Raw genomic sequence first — 16,306 nt, forward strand, 5'->3', positions numbered from 1 at the left:
ACTGTTTTCTATTCCAGTATTCTGACGGGCCGGTCCCACTGGATGAGGACGACGCAGCCGGTTTCGCTCCAGACCGAATGCTCGGTGCCGGGGGCGTTGACGATGTAGCTGCCGCGGCCGTAGTCGCCTGCTTCATCCGATTGCACTCCGTCGAGCACGAGAATGGTTTCCAGCCCCTCATGCCGATGGCGGGGAACGCCGGCGCCGGCTTCATATTTCAGGAGCGCTACTCCTGGCTGATCGTCCTCAAAGGGTCGGATCCAGTGGATCGTCACCTGATCGCGGAAGGGTCCGAACTCCAGATCCCTCCAACCGCCCGAGGTCAGCAATTCGCGGGTGGTTTCAGGCATGGGCGATGCTTTCCAAAATGGCGTCGACATGGGCCGTCCAGCCGACGATTGCACCCTGGGCGCGGATCATGGCGATGGCTGCGGCCTTGAACTCCGGAAAATAGCTTTCCGTAGCCTGCTCGGCGAGCAGGCATTCATAGCCGCGGTCGTTCGCCTCGCGCATGGTGGTCTGCACGCAGACTTCGGTCGTCACACCTGCGAAAACCAGCTGTTTGATACCCTTCTGCTGCAGCACTTCGTCGAGCTCGGTCGCATAGAAGGCGCCCTTGCCCGGTTTTTCGATGACGACCTCGCCTTTGATCGGAGCAAGCTCCGGCAGAATTGCTGTGCCGGGCTCGCCGGAGATCAAAATGCGGCCCATGGGGCCTTCGTCGCCGATCCTGAGTGTGGGATTGCCGCGGTCGCGTTTGGCCGGCGGCAGATCCGAAAGATCCGGCCTATGGCATTCCATCGTGTGAATGACCGGCAGCCCGGCATAACGAAAGCCCTGGATGAGTCGTTTGACATCGGGCACGATCCTGGTGATGCGACTGACGTCGTTGCCGAGGCTTGCGCCGAAGCCGCCGGGCTCGGCGAAGTCTCGCTGCATGTCGATGACAATAAGCGCGAGCTGGTCGTGCTTCACCGGAAAGGCGAAGGGTTCTGCCTTGATCTCAGCCATCAGTGATGCCCCGCCATGTGGGCGCCGATCATGCCGATATCGGCTGAGCGGGCCGGCGTTTCGTAGACCAGCTTGCCTTCCGAAATCACCATGATGCGATCGGACATCTCGAGCAGCTCGTCGAGGTCCTCGGAGAGCAGCAACACGGCCGCGCCCGAATTTCGCGCCTTCATGATGCGGGCGCGGATTTCGGCGACGGCGGAGAAATCGAGGCCGAAACACGGGTTCGAGACGATCAGCAGATCCACCTTGCCTGTGAGTTCGCGGGCAAGCACGGCGCGCTGCACATTGCCGCCGGAAAGTGCCGCGATCGGCGAGGCAGACGAGGCTGTCTTCACCTTAAAGTCGGAAATCAGCGCCGCGGCGCGCTTCCTCATCTTGCCCTTGTTCAGCCAGACCGCGTCCTTGCCGTCGGTCTTGAGATCGAAGGTCCGAAAGGCGAGATTTTCGCTGACCGTCATGCGCGGCGCGCAGGCGTTCTGCAGCGGCTCCTCGGGAATAAAACGGACATTGTTCTTGCGCGTCTCCGGCCGTGACGCGCGGTAGGCGTCGCCGTTGACGATAACGCGGCCGGTCTCCGTCGGGCGCTGGCCGGCGAGGATTTCGGTCAATTCCTTTTGGCCATTGCCTGATATTCCGGCGATTCCGACGATCTCGCCGGAGCGGACCATGAGTTCGTCGATTTCGATGGTCTTGTGCCCCGAGCGGTCGGCCGCCTTGACCTGCTCGAGCTTGAGGACCGGCTTGGCGCCCTGCGGGGTGGGAACGCGGCTGTCGAGCTCGGCGAGCTTGACGTCGCCGATCATCATCGTCGCCATCTCGGCCGTGGAGAGTTCGCCGACCATGCCTGTGCCGACCAGCTTGCCGCGCCGCAGGATCGAGACGGCATCGGCAAATTTCGTCACCTCGTGGAACTTGTGGGAGATCATCAGCACGGTCAGTTCGCCTCGCTCCGTCATCCCGCGCACGAGGCCGAGCATCTCGTCGGCTTCCGCGGGCGTCAGCACCGAGGTCGGCTCGTCGAGGACGAGAAAGGAGCGGCCGAGATAGAGCTGCTTGACGATTTCGAGCTTCTGCTTCTCGCCGGCGGCCAGTTCGCTCACCGGCCGGTCGAGCGGGATCTGGAAGGGCATGCGCTCCATGAAGGCGGCGAGATCCTCCCGCTCCTTCGCCCAGTTGAGGATGGCAGGGACTTCAGCGCGGCTGATGACGAGGTTTTCGGCACCCGTCAGCGAGGGGACCAGCGTGAAGTGCTGATAGACCATGCCGAGCCCATAGGTCGCCGCATCCCTGGGCGAGGCAATCGCCACTTCGCGACCATCAACGGAGAGCGAACCCGATGTTGCATGATAGAAACCCATGATGCATTTGACGAGCGTCGACTTGCCGGCGCCGTTCTCGCCGAGCAGGGCATGGAAGCTGCCGGCGGGGACCTTGATCGAGACATGGTCAAGCGCGGTGAAGCTGCCGAAGCGCATCGTCATATCCATGGTGTCGATGCCGACGGCCTTGCCGGCCTGCGGAAGGGGCGTGTCGCGGATTGTGCTCATGGCTGCTGGCTCACGAACGTTTCGGAATTGGAGACGGAGCCGAAGACGCCGCCCTGCATCTTCACCATCTTGATGGCGGCGAGATGATTGCCGTAATCGGTCGCCCCGCAGCAGTCTTCCAGCAGCAGGCATTCGAAGCCGCGGTCGTTCGCCTCGCGCATCGTCGTGGAAACGCAGACGTCGGTCGTGATCCCGGTCAGGATGATGTTCTCGACGCGCTTCTGGTTGAGGATCAGCTCCAGGTCGGTGGCGCAAAACGAGCCCTTGCCGGGCTTGTCGATGATCGTCTCGCCTTCGATCGGGTAGAGTTCCGGGATGATGTCCCAGCCGGGTTCGCCGCGTGTGAGGATGCGCCCGCACGGGCCTGGATCGCCGATGCCTGCGCCGATGCGTTGTGAGCGCCAGCGCTTGTTGGCCGGCAGATCGGCGAGATCAGGGCGATGGCCCTCGCGGGTGTGGATGATGTGATAGCCCTTGGCGCGCATGGCGGCCAAAACCCGTCTGATCGGCTCGATGGGCGCCTGAACCAGCGACAGGTCGTAACCCATGTGGTCGACATAGCCGCCCTTGCCGCAGAAATCGGTCTGCATGTCGATGATGATGAGGGCCGTATTGTCCGGGCGCAGGGCGCCGTTATAGGGCCAGGGATAGGGATCAGCGTCGATATAATGTCCTTTGGTCTCGACCATGGCGTCCATCGTCTTCTTCTCCTATTCACCCGCAAGTTTGAATGTTTTGATGCCGCGGTTGGACATCAGATGCTCCCTCCTCACTTCGTCAGCGAGAGCGCGCCCGGCGCACCGGCAAGCGAGCGTGTCGGTGAGGAGGTCGCGATCATGATGACGAGGGTGAGCACGTAGGGCGCGGCGTAGAAGAGGTAGTAGCCCTGGGTCACGCCGATCGATTGCAACGCCGGCCCAAGTGCGCCGGCGCCGCCGAAGAGCAGGGCGGCGAGGAAGCACCCGATCGGGTTCCAGCGGGCGAAGATGACGAGTGCGACGGCCATCAGGCCTTGGCCTGAAGAAATGCCCTCGTTCCACGATCCCGGATAGTAAAGCGAGAGATAGGCGCCGCCGATGGCCGCCAGCGACCCGCCGACGGCGGTGGCCAGCAGGCGCACCCGATCCGGTTTGATGCCCATGGCGCGCGCCGCATCGGTGCTGTCGCCGACGACGCGCAGGATGAGGCCCAGCCGCGTATTGCCGAAGGCCCACCAGAGGGTGAAGGCCAGCAAGGCGCCGAGGATGAAGAGCACGTTGATGTTCAGCGCTGCCTGAATCTGCGGCAGGCTCGACCAGAAACCGAAGGGAATCGACGGCAGATGCGGCGCTGCAGGCTGAATGAAGGACTTGCCGAGGAAGAAGGCGAGGCCCAGGCCGAACTGCATCATAGCGATGCCGATTGCGATGTCGTTCACCTTCGGCCACTTGCAGATCCAGCCGTGAACGAGACCGAAGATGGCGCCGGTCGCCATGGCCGCGAGCACGCCGAGCCAGGGCGAATTGGTCATGACGGCGACGGCGTAGGCTGTCATCGCACCGAAGACGAGCGTACCTTCCAGGCCGAGATTGATGCGGCCGGAGCGCTCGGTAATCGTCTCGCCGAGGCTGACGAAGATGAAGGGGGTTGATACGCGGATGGCGCCCGCCAGGATCGCGAGCGGCACGCCCCAGATGCCGATGCCTGTCTCTTCCATCATGGGCTCCTTTTCCAGAGGTCGGGATTGAAGATCTTGAAGCGCCCGTAGAAGGTCTCGCAGAAGAGGATGACGATGAAGAGTGTGCCCTGCAGCACCAGCACCGTGGCATCAGGCAGGCCCATGCGGCGCTGGATGAGGCCGCCGGAAGCATCGATGCCCCCGAGCAGGATCGCAACAGGGATGATCGCCAGCGGATTGTGGCGGGCGAGGAAGGCGACGAGGATGCCGGTAAAGCCATAGCCCGCGGCGAGCGAGGCATTGGCGCTACCCTGGACGGCCACGACCTCGATCATGCCGGCAAGACCTGCGAAGCTGCCGGCGATCGCGGTGAAGCCGGCGATCAGCCTTCCGACCGGCAAACCTTGGATCTGGGCGGCGCGCACATTGCCGCCGGCGATGCGGGCGGCGAAACCGAAGCTCGTCACCTCGATCAGGATCCAGGAGAGGATGCAGGCGAGGACGCCGATCACAAGGCCCCAATGCACATCCATGCCAGGAATGTTGCCGAGCATGTATTCGGGCGGCAGCGGCTTGGTCGAGGGCTTGTTGAGACTGGCCGGATCGCGGAGCGGCCCCTCGACGAACTGATTCATCAGGGCGATGGCGATATAGGAAAGCAGCAAGGAGGAAATGGTCTCGTTGACGCCGCGGTAATGGCGCAGGAAGCCGGCAAGGCCGATCCAGATGCCGCCGACGACCATGGCGGCAATCGCCATCAGAACAAGAGCGGGAAACACGGGGGCCGCGCCGACAAGCGGCATGGCCATGGCTGCGGCGGCAACGCCGCCCAGCACGACCGCTCCTTCCCCGCCGATGATGACGAGGCCGAGGCGGGCGGGCAGGGCGACGCAGAGTGCCGTCAGGAGAAGGGGTGCGGCACGGCTTAAGCTGTTCTGCACCGAAAACCAGCTGCCGAAGCCGCCGGTATACATGAGCTGGAAGAGCATGGCCGGCGATTTGCCGATCGCCAGGATGAAGAGGGAGAAGAGCCCGAGCCCGATCAGGATGGCCGCAAGGCCGATGACCACAGGTTCGGCCCTGCGCGCGGTCCATTCGAGCAGGGGACGCAGCGCGGCTGGTTCACCGGACGCGACTGATATTGCGGGATCATTGGCCTGAACGGTCATGGCGCTTCTCCCTCACGCGGTCTACGCGGTGGACCCGACGACACCCTCGACCAGATAGTTCATGCTTTCGAGCTCGATCGCGTCTTCCGCGTAGCTCTTGTCGGCCGTCACGACGGTGTTGCCCTTGTTATCCTTCAGCGGCCCCTTGAAGACCGAGAAGCCGCCCTTCATCATGTCGGCATGCGTTGCCTCGAATGCCTTGCGGCCCGCCTCGGAAACGCCGGGGCCGAGCGCGCTCATCTTGACGAAACCATCCTTCAGGCCACCACGCACGAAGTTGCCGAGCTTTTCGCCGGCCTGCGCCTTCTTGACGAAATCGCTATAGACATTGCCCCAGGCCCATTCAGCGCCCGTGAGGTATTTCTCGGGCGCAAGCGGGCTCTGATTGGCGTGGTAGCCGCAGACGAAGGCGCCGCGGCCGGCGGCGGTTTCGACGACCACCTTCGGACTGTCGACATGGCAGGTGATGACGTCCGCGCCCTGATCGACCAGAGCGTTGGTGGCTTCCGCCTCCTTGACCGCAAGCGACCATTCGCCGGTGAAGATCACCTGGCAGGTGATGGTCGGATCGACTGCGCGTGCGCCGAGCAGGAAGGCGTTGATGTTCTGCAGCACCTGTGGGATCGGCTTGGCCGCGACGAAGCCGATCTTCTTGCTCTTCGTCGCATGGCCGGCAGCGATGCCATTCAGATACTGCCCCTGGAAAATATAACCGAAATAGGAGCCGGTATTGGCCGGGTGCTTGCCCTCCTGCCATAACCCGCCGCAATGGCGGAACTGGATATCGGGATATTTGGCGGCCATCGCCAGCATATGCGGATCGAAATAGCCGAAGGAGGTCGGGAAGAGCAGGGTGGCGCCATCGAGATTGATCATCGATTCCATCGTCTTCTGAACGTCGACCGTCTCGGGCACGTTCTCTTCTTCGACGACGGTCATCCCAGGCAACGCCTTGACGGCCGCAGCACCCTCGGCATGCGCCTGATTGTAGCCATAGTCATCCTTGGGACCGACATAGACGAAGCCGACGGTGAGAGCCGTCTGCGCAAATGCGCGCGACGAGAGGAGACCGGGCGCCGCGCCGACGAGGGTGGCGGCAGCGGAAGCCTGAAGGAAGTGGCGGCGTTTCATGGAAAGGAGTCTGGTCATCGGAATGCTCCCCTGACGGCGGTTCTGCCGTTTTCAAAATTGGTTACAGAAAAGTGTATGCAATGGTCATGCCAGATTTTATCGCATTGATTTTATGATCGAAATTCTTCTTTCGCCGACTAACGTCGGAGAAGTGCATGCAATTTCATCTCGAAATTGGATGAAAAATATGCAGGGCCTATAAAATCGTCCGATGTCCGTACCGTTGGACTTCAAGAGCTGACTAAGCCGGCAGGGCAAAATGCATTTTTTCCAGTTACATCAATAATATATACTGCTGTTTGACTTTGCCGGCTTGAGCGGGCATGTGTATGCAACCTCAACAATGCAGAATCGGTCCTTGAAGCAAGTCAGGCGCAGAGAAATCATCAGGGCAGGGACGACCGTCGAGCAGATGGTGCGGGCGATTGCCGACATGATCGTGACCGGGCAGATGCTGCCGGGCGAGAAGCTTGATGAAGTCTCGCTTGCTGCTCGTTTTGAAGTGTCGCGCACTCCGGTGCGCGAGGCGCTCCGTGAACTCGGGGCGATGGGGCTTGTCGACCGCGAGCCGAACCGCAGCGCCGTCGTCACCACGGTGACCGAAACCTATCTTCATTCCATGTTCGAGGCGATGGCGGAACTCGAAGCGATCTGCGCCAGGCTCTCGGCCGAACGTATGACAGTCGACGAGCGGCGCACGCTGGAGTTGGAGCATAAGGCCTCAATGAGGCTCGTGCATGCCGGCGCGCAAGAGGAATATTCGGCGCATAACACGGAATTCCACACCCGCCTTTACCGCGGGGCGCATAATGATCATATCTTTGAAATGGTGACGCAGACACGCGCACGGCTCGCCCCATTTCGACGGGCGCAGTTTCGGCTGCCCGGTCGCTTGGCAAAGTCCTACGAGGAACACGGTCGGATCGTGATGGCAGTCATGCGAGCGGACGGCATCGCTGCCGCACAGGCAGCCTATTCCCATGTGGAGATGGTCAGCGATGCGAGCGCGGTGTTTGCAACAACCGAGGAGCCGAGCGCGCGCGGCACCTGAAGTCTTGCAGGGGCATCTGCGACTAGGCTCAAGCCATGGCGGCCGCAACTGCGGCAGCCGCCCTTTGTCCGCAACGCAGCGAACTTCTTGTTTACGATCGTCCTCAGGCGTCGACGCAAATATGACAGGTCCTATATCGTCTCGGTCTCACCTCGTCCGGTAATCCTGTGGTGGCCGAGCCGCCTTGAGGCGCTTCGTGCCTCAAGGCCAGCAAGTATCGCCAGCAGGATTTTTTTGAGACAATGCTTCATGCTCTTGTCATTTGATCTGCGACGTAGGCGCGCCAGCCTCCCAATTCGGTGATTTCGCGCGCGCCTTCGATGGCGTGAGCCTCGCAGAGAAAACCGGAAATTTGGGAACCGTCATCGAGCGCTACCTTGCCGATTCCGAGCGGGGCCGGGATGTTCTGCACAAAGCGCCCGAAAGTTTCCGGAGTGACCTTCCAAACCTCGACTTCGAGGCCCTTGCCGTCGAAACCGGGTTCGCGGACCAGGCCTGGCTTCGGCGGGACGGTACCGGGCAGAACGAAGAGGCGATAATCCGGTGCAGTACGGCAGGATTTGATGCGCCTGCCGCCCGGTCGCGTCAGTTCATGGTTGAGAGGCATGCCGGTCAAATGTGCCCCGACGACGACGATCGGCACCAAGCCGTCATCGGCCGGCGCCACGCGGCTCGCCTCGGGAATCGCCGACAGACGGTCCATGCCCATTCCCGCGTTCGCCGCCCGGTGCATGGCGTCGGCGAAGGAGGCCACTGCGTCATCGGTGAAGGCGGGGCCGATCAGAGTCACGCCGGCGGGGAGATGACCGTCGGCGTCGAAGCCGGCTGGAACGGCAATCGCCGCGCAATCGAGCAGATTGACGAAATTGGTGTAACGGCCGAAATGGCCGTTTTTCACAATCGGATCCGCCATCATTTCTTCGACCGTGTAGGTCGTCGGCGAAGTCGGCAGCATCAGGATATCAGCCTTTTCCCATTCCTTCCCGGTCTTCTGTCGCAGCGCTTCGAGCTTGTACCGGCCTTCGAAGGCGGCGACCGCGTCATAGGCTTTCGCGCCCTCGATGATGGTGCGAACCGTCGGGTCGAAGTCGGCGGCATTGGTGGCAAGAAAATCCTTCACCGCCGCCAGCCGTTCGGCGACCCAGGGGCCGTTATAGAGCAGTTCGGCTGCCTGCCGGAACGGCGCGTAGTCGAAGGCAACGATGGTGGCGCCGAGGGCGCGTGCTCGTTCGATTGCGGCGTCATAGAGAGCCTCGACGTGGCTGTTGCCGAAGAATTCCCGCTCGGCTCCGTCGAGCACACCGATCCGCAACCCGGAGGTGGGCAAGCTGGCTGGAACGGCCTTGCGCGAGAACGGATCGGCGGCATCGTAGCCCTCCATCACCTTGCGGATCGCGACGCCGTCGCCGACCGTTGCAGCAAAGACGGTGACGACATCGACGCTGCGGCAGGCAGGCACGACGCCGACATTCGGCACCAGTCCCGGCGTCGGTTTGATGCCGACCAGATTGTTGAAGGCCGCGGGCACACGCCCGGAGCCGGCCGTGTCCGTGCCGAGCGCGAAGCTCGCCAGGCCCGAGGCGACGGCAACCGCCGAGCCGGAGCTCGAGCCGCCCGACACATAGTCCTCGTCGAAGACCGAGCGCGGCGCTCCATAGGGCGAACGCGTGCCGTTGAGGCCGGTGGCAAACTGGTCGAGATTGGTCTTGCCGATGACGATTGCGCCTGCGGCCCGCAGCCGCGCAACGACGGTAGCGTCCGTCTCCGGCCGGTAGGAAAAGGCAGGGCAGGCAGCTGTCGTCGGCAGGCCCGTCACGTCGATATTGTCCTTTACCGCGAAGGGAATGCCCCAGAGCGGCAGGCTGTTCGGCTCAGGCGCCCGTTCCATCAGAGCGCGTGCTTCGGCGCGCAGCGCTTCGTCAGGCGTCGGGGTGATGAAGATAGCGGGATCCGTCGCGTCATTGCGACGGGCAATGACGATCTCGATAATATCGAGCGGGCTTTTGCCTGCCTCATAGGCTGCGCGAAGGCTGGTCAGATCAAGAATGGTCGGCAGCATGGGTCAGCACTCCTCCAGAACAACAATGATATCGCCCGCTTTGACGTTTCGTCCGGGCCCGGCGCGCAGGTCGCGGACACGGCCTGGCGCATGTGCGGTGACGTTGATTTCCATTTTCATGGATTCGATGATGGCAAGCGTGTCGCCGGTCGCGACCGGTGCGCCCGGCTCGACCAGCAGTTTCCAGATATTGCCGGGCACGGCGCTGGCGACACCGAAGCAGCCTTGGGGAATGTCCCCATCCGGGCTTTCGCCGGCGCCTTCGTCGGTAACGAAGCTGTCGAGACCCGCCGCCTTCCAGCGCTGGCGTTCGGCGTCGAAGGCGGCCTGCTGGCGCATCTTGAAGGTCGCAATCGAGGCGGCATTTGCCTGCAATTCCTGCTCATAGGCGGCGTAGGAAAATTCCGTCTCCTCGATCTTGACGGGATAACCGCCATGCGGAAAGGCGCTGCGGGCCTCCGCCAATTCCTGATGGCTGGCCGGAAAGAAGCGGATCTGATCGAAGAAATCGAGCAGCCACGGCTTGCCCCTGGCAAAGACCGGCGTCTGCCGCCAGGTGTTCCACACCTGGATTGTGCGACCGAACAGCTGATAGCCGCCAGGACCTTCCATGCCGTAGATGCACATATAGGCCCCGCCGATGCCGACGGCATTTTCCGGCGTCCATGTACGGGCCGGATTGTACTTCGTCGTCACCAGCCGGTGGCGCGGATCGACGGGGGTCGCCACCGGCGCGCCGAGATAGACGTCGCCGAGACCGAGCACAAGATAGCTGGCGTCGAAGACGATGTCGCGCACGGCCTGTTCGTCGGCCAGCCCGTTGATGCGGCGGATGAACTCGATGTTGTCAGGGCACCAGGGCGCATTCGGCCGTACGAGTTCCTGATATTTGCGCATGGCAAGTTCCGCATCCGGATCGTTCCAGGAAAGCGGCAGATGCACGATGCGGCTCGGCACGGTGACGTCCTGGGCCGCCGGCAGACTTGCTTCGATTTCGGCCAGCAGGCCAAGCAGGCGTTTGCGGGTCAGCGTCGTGCCGTCATAATGGATCTGTAGCGAACGGATGCCGGGTGTGAGATCGACGATGCCGGGCAGACGGGCCTGCGAAACGGCCTGCATCAGCAGGTGCACTCTCAGCCGCAGAGCGATATCGAGCGTCATCGGTCCGTACTCAACCAGCAGATTGTCATCGCCCTGGCGGCGATAGACGACGGAGACAGGCCCGTCGTCACTCTTGCCGATCACAGGTGAGCCCATTTCTTCCTTCGCCCGATGCACGACCGGGCCGGCAATCGGATCATCCGATCGCGTGACGGGATGAAAGCGGATGCGATCGCCCGGCTTGAACTGGCCCATTTTCCACTGTTCGTCGCGCGCAATGACCGCCGGGCAGACGAAGCCGCCGAGGCTCGGGCCGTCAGGCCCGAGAATGATCGGCATGTCGCCGGTGAAATCGATCGCGCCGATTGCATAGGCATTGTCATGCAGGTTCGAGGGATGGAGACCAGCCTCGCCGCCATCGCTGCGCGCCCATTTCGGTGCCGGGCCGATGAGACGAACGCCGGTGCGGGCGCTGTTGAAATGCACCTCGTAATTTGTCGAGAACAGCGTCTCGATATCGCCGTGCTGGAAGAAATCAGGCGCGCCATGTGGACCATAGACAACGCCGACATCCCACTCGCGCGTCAGTTCCGCAGGCTCGGTCGCCGGCTTTGCGGCATCGGCGGTCGCCTGACGGGCAAGATGCAGCACATGGCCGGTCTTCAACGTCCCGGTGGCGTTGCCGCCGAACTGCCCGAGCCCGAAGGTGGCGCGTGAGCCGAGCACGACCGGAGCGGCAAAACCGCCCGCCACGGCGAGGTAAGCCCGCTGCCCCGGTCCATCGATGCTGCCGACGACGAGGATCTGGCCGGCGCGGATGGTGACGGCCTCGCCATGCGGCAATTTCACGCCGTCGACGCTCATCGCCATCCCGGCGCCGGCAAGGGCAACTGTCGTATCGGTATGGAATTTCAGCATCGGACCGGAGACCGTCAGCTCCAGCGCCGCAACCATGTCGCCATTGCCGACGAGGCGGTTGGCATGGCGGAAGGAACGTTCGTCCATCGGCCCGCTCGGCGGCACGCCGACATGCCAGAGACCAAGCCGGCCCGGCAGTTCCTGGATGCTCGATTGCGCGCCCGGCGCGATCACCTCGATGACATCGGCTACGAAGGAAAAATCGCGCAGCGCCGTCGTCGCCACCTTGCCGCTCGCCAGAAGTTCGGAGCCGGCGATGGCCCTGAGATAGTCGAGATTGGTTTCGATGCCCGATATCGATGTTTCCGTAAGTGCCGCCTTCAGCTTTTCGATCGCAGCCGGGCGATCCTCGGCTGACACAATCACCTTGGCGAGCATCGGATCGTAGAAGGGTGTGACCTCCGTGCCGGTCTCGATCCAGCCGTCGATGCGCGCGTCCCTGGGGAACGCCACTTCCGTCAGGAGGCCGGCGCTCGGGCGGAAATCGGCATGCGGCATTTCTGCATAGATGCGCACTTCAATCGCCGCTCCCTTCGGCTGCAGGGCCTCGGCGCTCGAGAGCACGTCCTCGCCCGCCGCCTGACGGATCATCCATTCGACCAGATCTATCCCGAAGACGGCTTCGGTGACGGGATGTTCGACCTGCAGGCGGGTATTGACCTCAAGGAAGTAGAATTCCTCGCGCAGGGGATCGTAGATGAATTCCACGGTGCCGGCGGACTCATAGGAGACGGCAGCACCAAGGTCGATGGCGGCCTTGTGCAGGCGGGCGCGGGTCGCGGCAGAAAGTCCGGGGGCCGGGGTCTCCTCGACCACCTTCTGGTTTCGCCGCTGCAGCGAGCAGTCGCGCTCGCCGAGCGCGATGACCTTGCCTTGGCCGTTGCCGAAGATCTGCACTTCGACGTGCCGTGCCTCTGCCACGAAACGCTCGATATAGACGCGCGCATCGCCGAAGCTTGCCCGTGCGGTGCGCTGCACGCTTTCGAAGGATGCCTTCAGGCTTTCGGCATCGGCGCAGAGCTGCATGCCGATGCCGCCGCCGCCGGCCGTGCTTTTCAGCATGACGGGATAGCCGATCGTTTCTGCCGCAGCGAGCGCTTCATCGGCGCTCGACAGCAGGCCGGTGCCAGGCAGCAGCGGCACGCCGCTCGTCCTCGCGAGTTCCCGCGCCGTATGCTTCAGCCCGAAGGCAGAGAGGTGCTCGGGCCGTGGCCCGATGAAGGCGATGCCTTCGGCGGCGAGGCGCTCGGCAAAACCGATGTTTTCCGACAGGAAGCCGTAGCCGGGATGAACGGCCTCGGCCCCCGTCGCCTTGCAGGCGGCAATGACGGCATCGACATTGAGGTAGCTTTCGCCGGCGGGCGCCGGCCCGAGGCGCACCGCTTCATCCGCCATCAACGCAGGCTTGGCGAAGCGGTCGGCATCGGAATAGACGGCGACAGAGGCAATACCCATCCGTCGCAGCGTCTTGATGACCCGGATGGCGATTTCGCCCCGGTTGGCGATCAGGACTTTCTTGAACATGCTCAGTCCTCGCCGTCCCAGATCAGCACCCGGATCGGCGTCGGATCGAAGCCATTGCAGGGATTGTTGATCTGCGGGCAGTTGGAGATGACGCAGAGCACGTCCATCTCCGCGACGAGTTCGACATAGTCGCCGGGTGCGGAAATGCCGTCGACGATCGTCATCTCGCCATTCGGCTTGATCGGCACGTTCATGAAGAAATTGATGTTCGGCACGATGTCGCGTTTGCCCATGCCGTGTTTCGAAACTTCGAGCACAAAGTTGTCGCGGCAGGCATGCAGGTATTTCGTGCCATGACCGAAGCGCACCGTATTGCTCTCGCAGGAGCAGGCGCCGGCGGAGGTGTCATGGCGGCCGCAGCTGTCGGCCGTCATGGTCAGCATGACATTGCCTTCGTTCGACATGATCTTGGTGCCGATGCCGATATAGGCAGCACGCTGCATGCGCATCGTATCCTGATTGGAATAGCGCTCGGAGAAATCATCGGCACGGTAGAAGAGCGTGTCGATCGCCTGCTGGCCAAGACTGTCTTCGATGCGGATCGTCTGGCCCTTGCGCACAAGGCCGGACCACGGAGCTTCGGCCGGAATGAAATGATCCTGCGCGACATTCTGCAGGGTGCGGGCAGGGGAGGTCTGAATGAAATCGGACATCGTCATCTCCTCAGGCCTGCATCAGGGTGTTGTTTTCGAAACCGCGCGCGGCTTCGGCCGTCGCCGTGCGGCAGAGATCGTCAGCAGCAGGGATTGCCGCCTTGTAGCGCGTGATGACGACAGGCTTCGGCTGATAGGTGGGATCAGGATCGAGCGGATGCGGGCAGGTGGAAAAGCCGACCAGCATGTCCATCTCGGCACGCAGTTCGACATAGTCGCCGCTGTTGGAGCGTTTGCCTTGCCAGCCGAACCCACCACTCTCGGCCAGGCGGACGGGCGCGAAAAGATTGAGGGTGCCGGGAATATCGCGCCTGTCGAGGCCGAGCTTGACGGCGACGAGGATCAGATTGTCACGGGTATTGCGCGTCTTCTCACTCGGATATTTCGCGGCATTCGAGGCGGCCGTCGAGCCGCCCATCAGACAGTCATGGGCGCCGGAACTATCCTCGATCATCGAGAACATGACGCGGCCCATATCGGAAAAAATCACCCGCCCCTTGCCGAGTGCCGTCGTCCACTGGACCTTGGCGGTATCGACGAGATTGATCCGCTCGCTCGTATCGCCGGCATTCCAGGCAATGAGCGCCACCGTGGAATTTCCCTCTGCCTGATCAATGCGGATCGCCTCGCCGCGCAAGAGCTTCGTCGACCAGTACCAGCCGCCGGGAATGGTCTCCTGGTGGATGACGGCGGCGGCATCGATTGCCGGCGCCGGCAGCGGGCTGGGGCCGGGCAGGACCTTGGGCGCGAATTCCAGCCCCTTCTTCTGGTGCTCCTCGTAACGCGCGCGATTGGAGGCAATTTCTTCGGGGGCGCGTCTCACATGCATCATAGCGTCTCTCCTGATGATGCCAGGTCGTCCCGGCCATGCCCCAGGGAAGCGACCGGGCCGTCCCGGTCAGGGCTGAAGATCGATGGCTGGCCGGCAAGGCGCGGCGGCCAGATGGCAATATCCTTGGTGATGGTGGCGCCGTAGCGCTCCCTTTCCTCAGGCCGGTCGCGGCGGCGTTCGAAGGCGACGACGCGGTTGGCCAGCGTGAAAGCCTCGCGCATGTCATGCGTGACCATGACGACGGTCATCTGCGTTTCATGCCAGAGCCGCTTCATCAGCGTGTGGATCTCGGCGCGGATGCCGGGATCGAGCGCGCCGAAGGGTTCATCGAGCAGCAGCACTTTCGGCTTCATGATGAGCGCCTGGGCGAGCGCCAGTCGCTGCTGCATGCCGCCGGAAAGCTGGGCCGGATATTTGTTCTCCGAACCGGCGAGCCCGACTTCGGCAATCAGTTGGCGTGCTTCCTCGATGGCGCTGCGGCGTGCGGCGCCGAAGAGCCTGGCCTTGTAGCGCGCGGCGGAAAATTCCCTGCCGAGCAGCACGTTGGCGAGCACCGTCAGGTGTGGAAAGACGGAATAACGCTGGAAGACGACCCCGCGATCCGGTCCCGGCTCCGCCGGCAGAGCTTCGCCGTCGAGCAGGATCTTGCCCTTCGTCGGTTGCTCCTGGCCGAGCAGCATGCGCAGGAAAGTGGTCTTGCCGCAGCCTGATGGGCCGACAAGCGCAACGAAGGCACGCGAAGCGACTGTCAGTGACACATCCTCGAGGACGATCTGGTCGCCATATTCCTTCCAGACCCTTTCGATCTTCAACTCGCTCATGCCTGCTTCTCCAGTTCGGACCAGGGGAAGACGGCGATGCGCAAGCGATCGAGCAGGGCGTTCATGACCACCGCAAGCAGGGTGATCCAGACGACATAGGGAAAGATGACATCCATCGAGAGATAGCGGCGGACGAGGAAGATGCGGTAGCCGAGACCGGAGTCCGACGAGATCGCCTCGGCCGCGATCAGGAACAGCCAGGCCGGGCCGAGCTGCAGTCGGAGGCAAGTGATCAACCGCGGCAGGATTTGCGGCAGCACGACACGCAGACCGATCTGCCAGGAGGAGCCGCCGAGCGTCTCGGCCTTGACGATCTGTTCGCGCGGCAATTCCAGCGCCTTCAGCGCCAGATCGCGGATCATCGTCGGCGCGACGCCGATGACGATAAGGGCGATTTTTGACGTCTCTCCGAGACCCATGACGATGAACAGGATCGGCAGCAGCGCCAGTGGTGGCACCATGGAGATGACGGCGACGAAGGGGGAAAGCAGCGCTCTGAGATAGGGCAGCATGCCGATCAGCATGCCGATGATGAGCGCTGTCGCCGTCGAGATGCCGAGGCCGGAGAGCAGGCGGATGAGGCTCGCGCCCGTGTCCGACCAGAGCAGAAACTCGCCGGTGCGCGGGTCGGCGACGAAGGCCAGACGGTTGATCGCATCGGCAAAGCCGGCAAGGCTCGGCAGAAGCTTGTCGTTGGCGTTATCAGCCAGTCGCGCGGCCGAGCCGAAGGCATAGGCAAGGGCGAGCAGCACGAAGGGCAGCATCGTCAAGGCGAACTGGGCGCCCCGGCTCGGCCTCGTGTTGATCCAACGCATGGGAAATGCTCCGC

At 62.9% G+C, this 16,306-nt stretch carries 14 protein-coding genes; 1 reads left to right on the forward strand and 13 read right to left on the reverse strand.

Annotated elements, in window-relative coordinates:
* Positions 1-8 precede the first annotated feature (8 nt).
* The 7 genes from HJC00_RS04610 to HJC00_RS04640 all read right to left on the reverse strand — a co-directional run bounded on the left by HJC00_RS04610 (position 9) and on the right by HJC00_RS04640 (position 6,536).
* Positions 9-350 carry a cupin domain-containing protein gene (locus HJC00_RS04610; RefSeq protein ID WP_210632591.1) on the reverse strand — a complete coding sequence of 114 codons (342 nt, stop codon included), beginning with the start codon at positions 348-350 and terminating at the stop codon, positions 9-11.
* Positions 343-1,011, reverse strand: coding sequence for a cysteine hydrolase family protein (locus tag HJC00_RS04615; protein ID WP_210632592.1), 669 nt, complete (start codon positions 1,009-1,011; stop codon positions 343-345). The genes HJC00_RS04610 and HJC00_RS04615 overlap by 8 nt, the downstream gene beginning before the upstream one ends.
* Positions 1,011-2,561: an ABC transporter ATP-binding protein gene (locus HJC00_RS04620; RefSeq protein WP_221144920.1), complete on the reverse strand. Its 1,551-nt coding sequence runs from the start codon at positions 2,559-2,561 to the stop codon at positions 1,011-1,013. The genes HJC00_RS04615 and HJC00_RS04620 overlap by 1 nt, the downstream gene beginning before the upstream one ends.
* Positions 2,558-3,259, reverse strand: coding sequence for a cysteine hydrolase family protein (locus tag HJC00_RS04625; protein ID WP_210632594.1), 702 nt, complete (start codon positions 3,257-3,259; stop codon positions 2,558-2,560). Before HJC00_RS04625 ends, HJC00_RS04620 begins: the two co-directional genes overlap by 4 nt.
* 71 nt (positions 3,260-3,330) lie before the next feature.
* The gene (locus tag HJC00_RS04630; protein WP_221145209.1) at positions 3,331-4,257 is read right to left on the reverse strand and encodes an ABC transporter permease; all 927 of its coding nucleotides are present in this window, start codon (positions 4,255-4,257) and stop codon (positions 3,331-3,333) included.
* Positions 4,257-5,387 carry an ABC transporter permease gene (locus HJC00_RS04635; protein ID WP_210632596.1) on the reverse strand — a complete coding sequence of 377 codons (1,131 nt, stop codon included), beginning with the start codon at positions 5,385-5,387 and terminating at the stop codon, positions 4,257-4,259. The genes HJC00_RS04630 and HJC00_RS04635 overlap by 1 nt, the downstream gene beginning before the upstream one ends.
* Before the next feature lie 21 nt (positions 5,388-5,408).
* Positions 5,409-6,536 (reverse strand): BMP family ABC transporter substrate-binding protein, encoded by a 1,128-nt coding sequence (locus tag HJC00_RS04640; protein WP_210632597.1) that lies wholly within the window; start codon positions 6,534-6,536, stop codon positions 5,409-5,411.
* 340 nt (positions 6,537-6,876) lie between these two features.
* Between HJC00_RS04640 and HJC00_RS04645 the strand changes: the two genes are divergently transcribed.
* Positions 6,877-7,569 (forward strand): GntR family transcriptional regulator, encoded by a 693-nt coding sequence (locus tag HJC00_RS04645; protein ID WP_210632598.1) that lies wholly within the window; start codon positions 6,877-6,879, stop codon positions 7,567-7,569.
* 247 nt (positions 7,570-7,816) lie between these two features.
* On the opposite strand, the gene atzF is transcribed toward HJC00_RS04645, so the two are convergent.
* The 6 genes from atzF to HJC00_RS04675 are packed head-to-tail and all read right to left on the reverse strand — an operon-like array spanning position 7,817 to position 16,292.
* Positions 7,817-9,628: an allophanate hydrolase gene (gene atzF, locus HJC00_RS04650; RefSeq protein ID WP_221157945.1), complete on the reverse strand. Its 1,812-nt coding sequence runs from the start codon at positions 9,626-9,628 to the stop codon at positions 7,817-7,819.
* 3 nt (positions 9,629-9,631) lie between these two features.
* Positions 9,632-13,171, reverse strand: a complete 3,540-nt coding sequence (gene uca, locus HJC00_RS04655) for an urea carboxylase (RefSeq protein ID WP_221163685.1) — start codon at positions 13,169-13,171, stop codon at positions 9,632-9,634.
* 2 nt (positions 13,172-13,173) lie between these two features.
* Positions 13,174-13,824, reverse strand: a complete 651-nt coding sequence (locus HJC00_RS04660) for an urea amidolyase associated protein UAAP2 (RefSeq protein WP_221163686.1) — start codon at positions 13,822-13,824, stop codon at positions 13,174-13,176.
* Positions 13,825-13,834: 10 nt separating this feature from the next.
* Positions 13,835-14,656 carry an urea amidolyase associated protein UAAP1 gene (locus HJC00_RS04665; protein WP_221163687.1) on the reverse strand — a complete coding sequence of 274 codons (822 nt, stop codon included), beginning with the start codon at positions 14,654-14,656 and terminating at the stop codon, positions 13,835-13,837.
* The gene (locus tag HJC00_RS04670; protein WP_221163688.1) at positions 14,653-15,477 is read right to left on the reverse strand and encodes an ABC transporter ATP-binding protein; all 825 of its coding nucleotides are present in this window, start codon (positions 15,475-15,477) and stop codon (positions 14,653-14,655) included. Before HJC00_RS04670 ends, HJC00_RS04665 begins: the two co-directional genes overlap by 4 nt.
* Positions 15,474-16,292, reverse strand: a complete 819-nt coding sequence (locus HJC00_RS04675; RefSeq protein WP_221153305.1) for an ABC transporter permease — start codon at positions 16,290-16,292, stop codon at positions 15,474-15,476. The genes HJC00_RS04670 and HJC00_RS04675 overlap by 4 nt, the downstream gene beginning before the upstream one ends.
* Positions 16,293-16,306: the final 14 nt, after the last annotated feature.

This window comes from Rhizobium sp. NLR22b, from assembly GCF_019685295.1.
Lineage (GTDB): Bacteria > Pseudomonadota > Alphaproteobacteria > Rhizobiales > Rhizobiaceae > Rhizobium.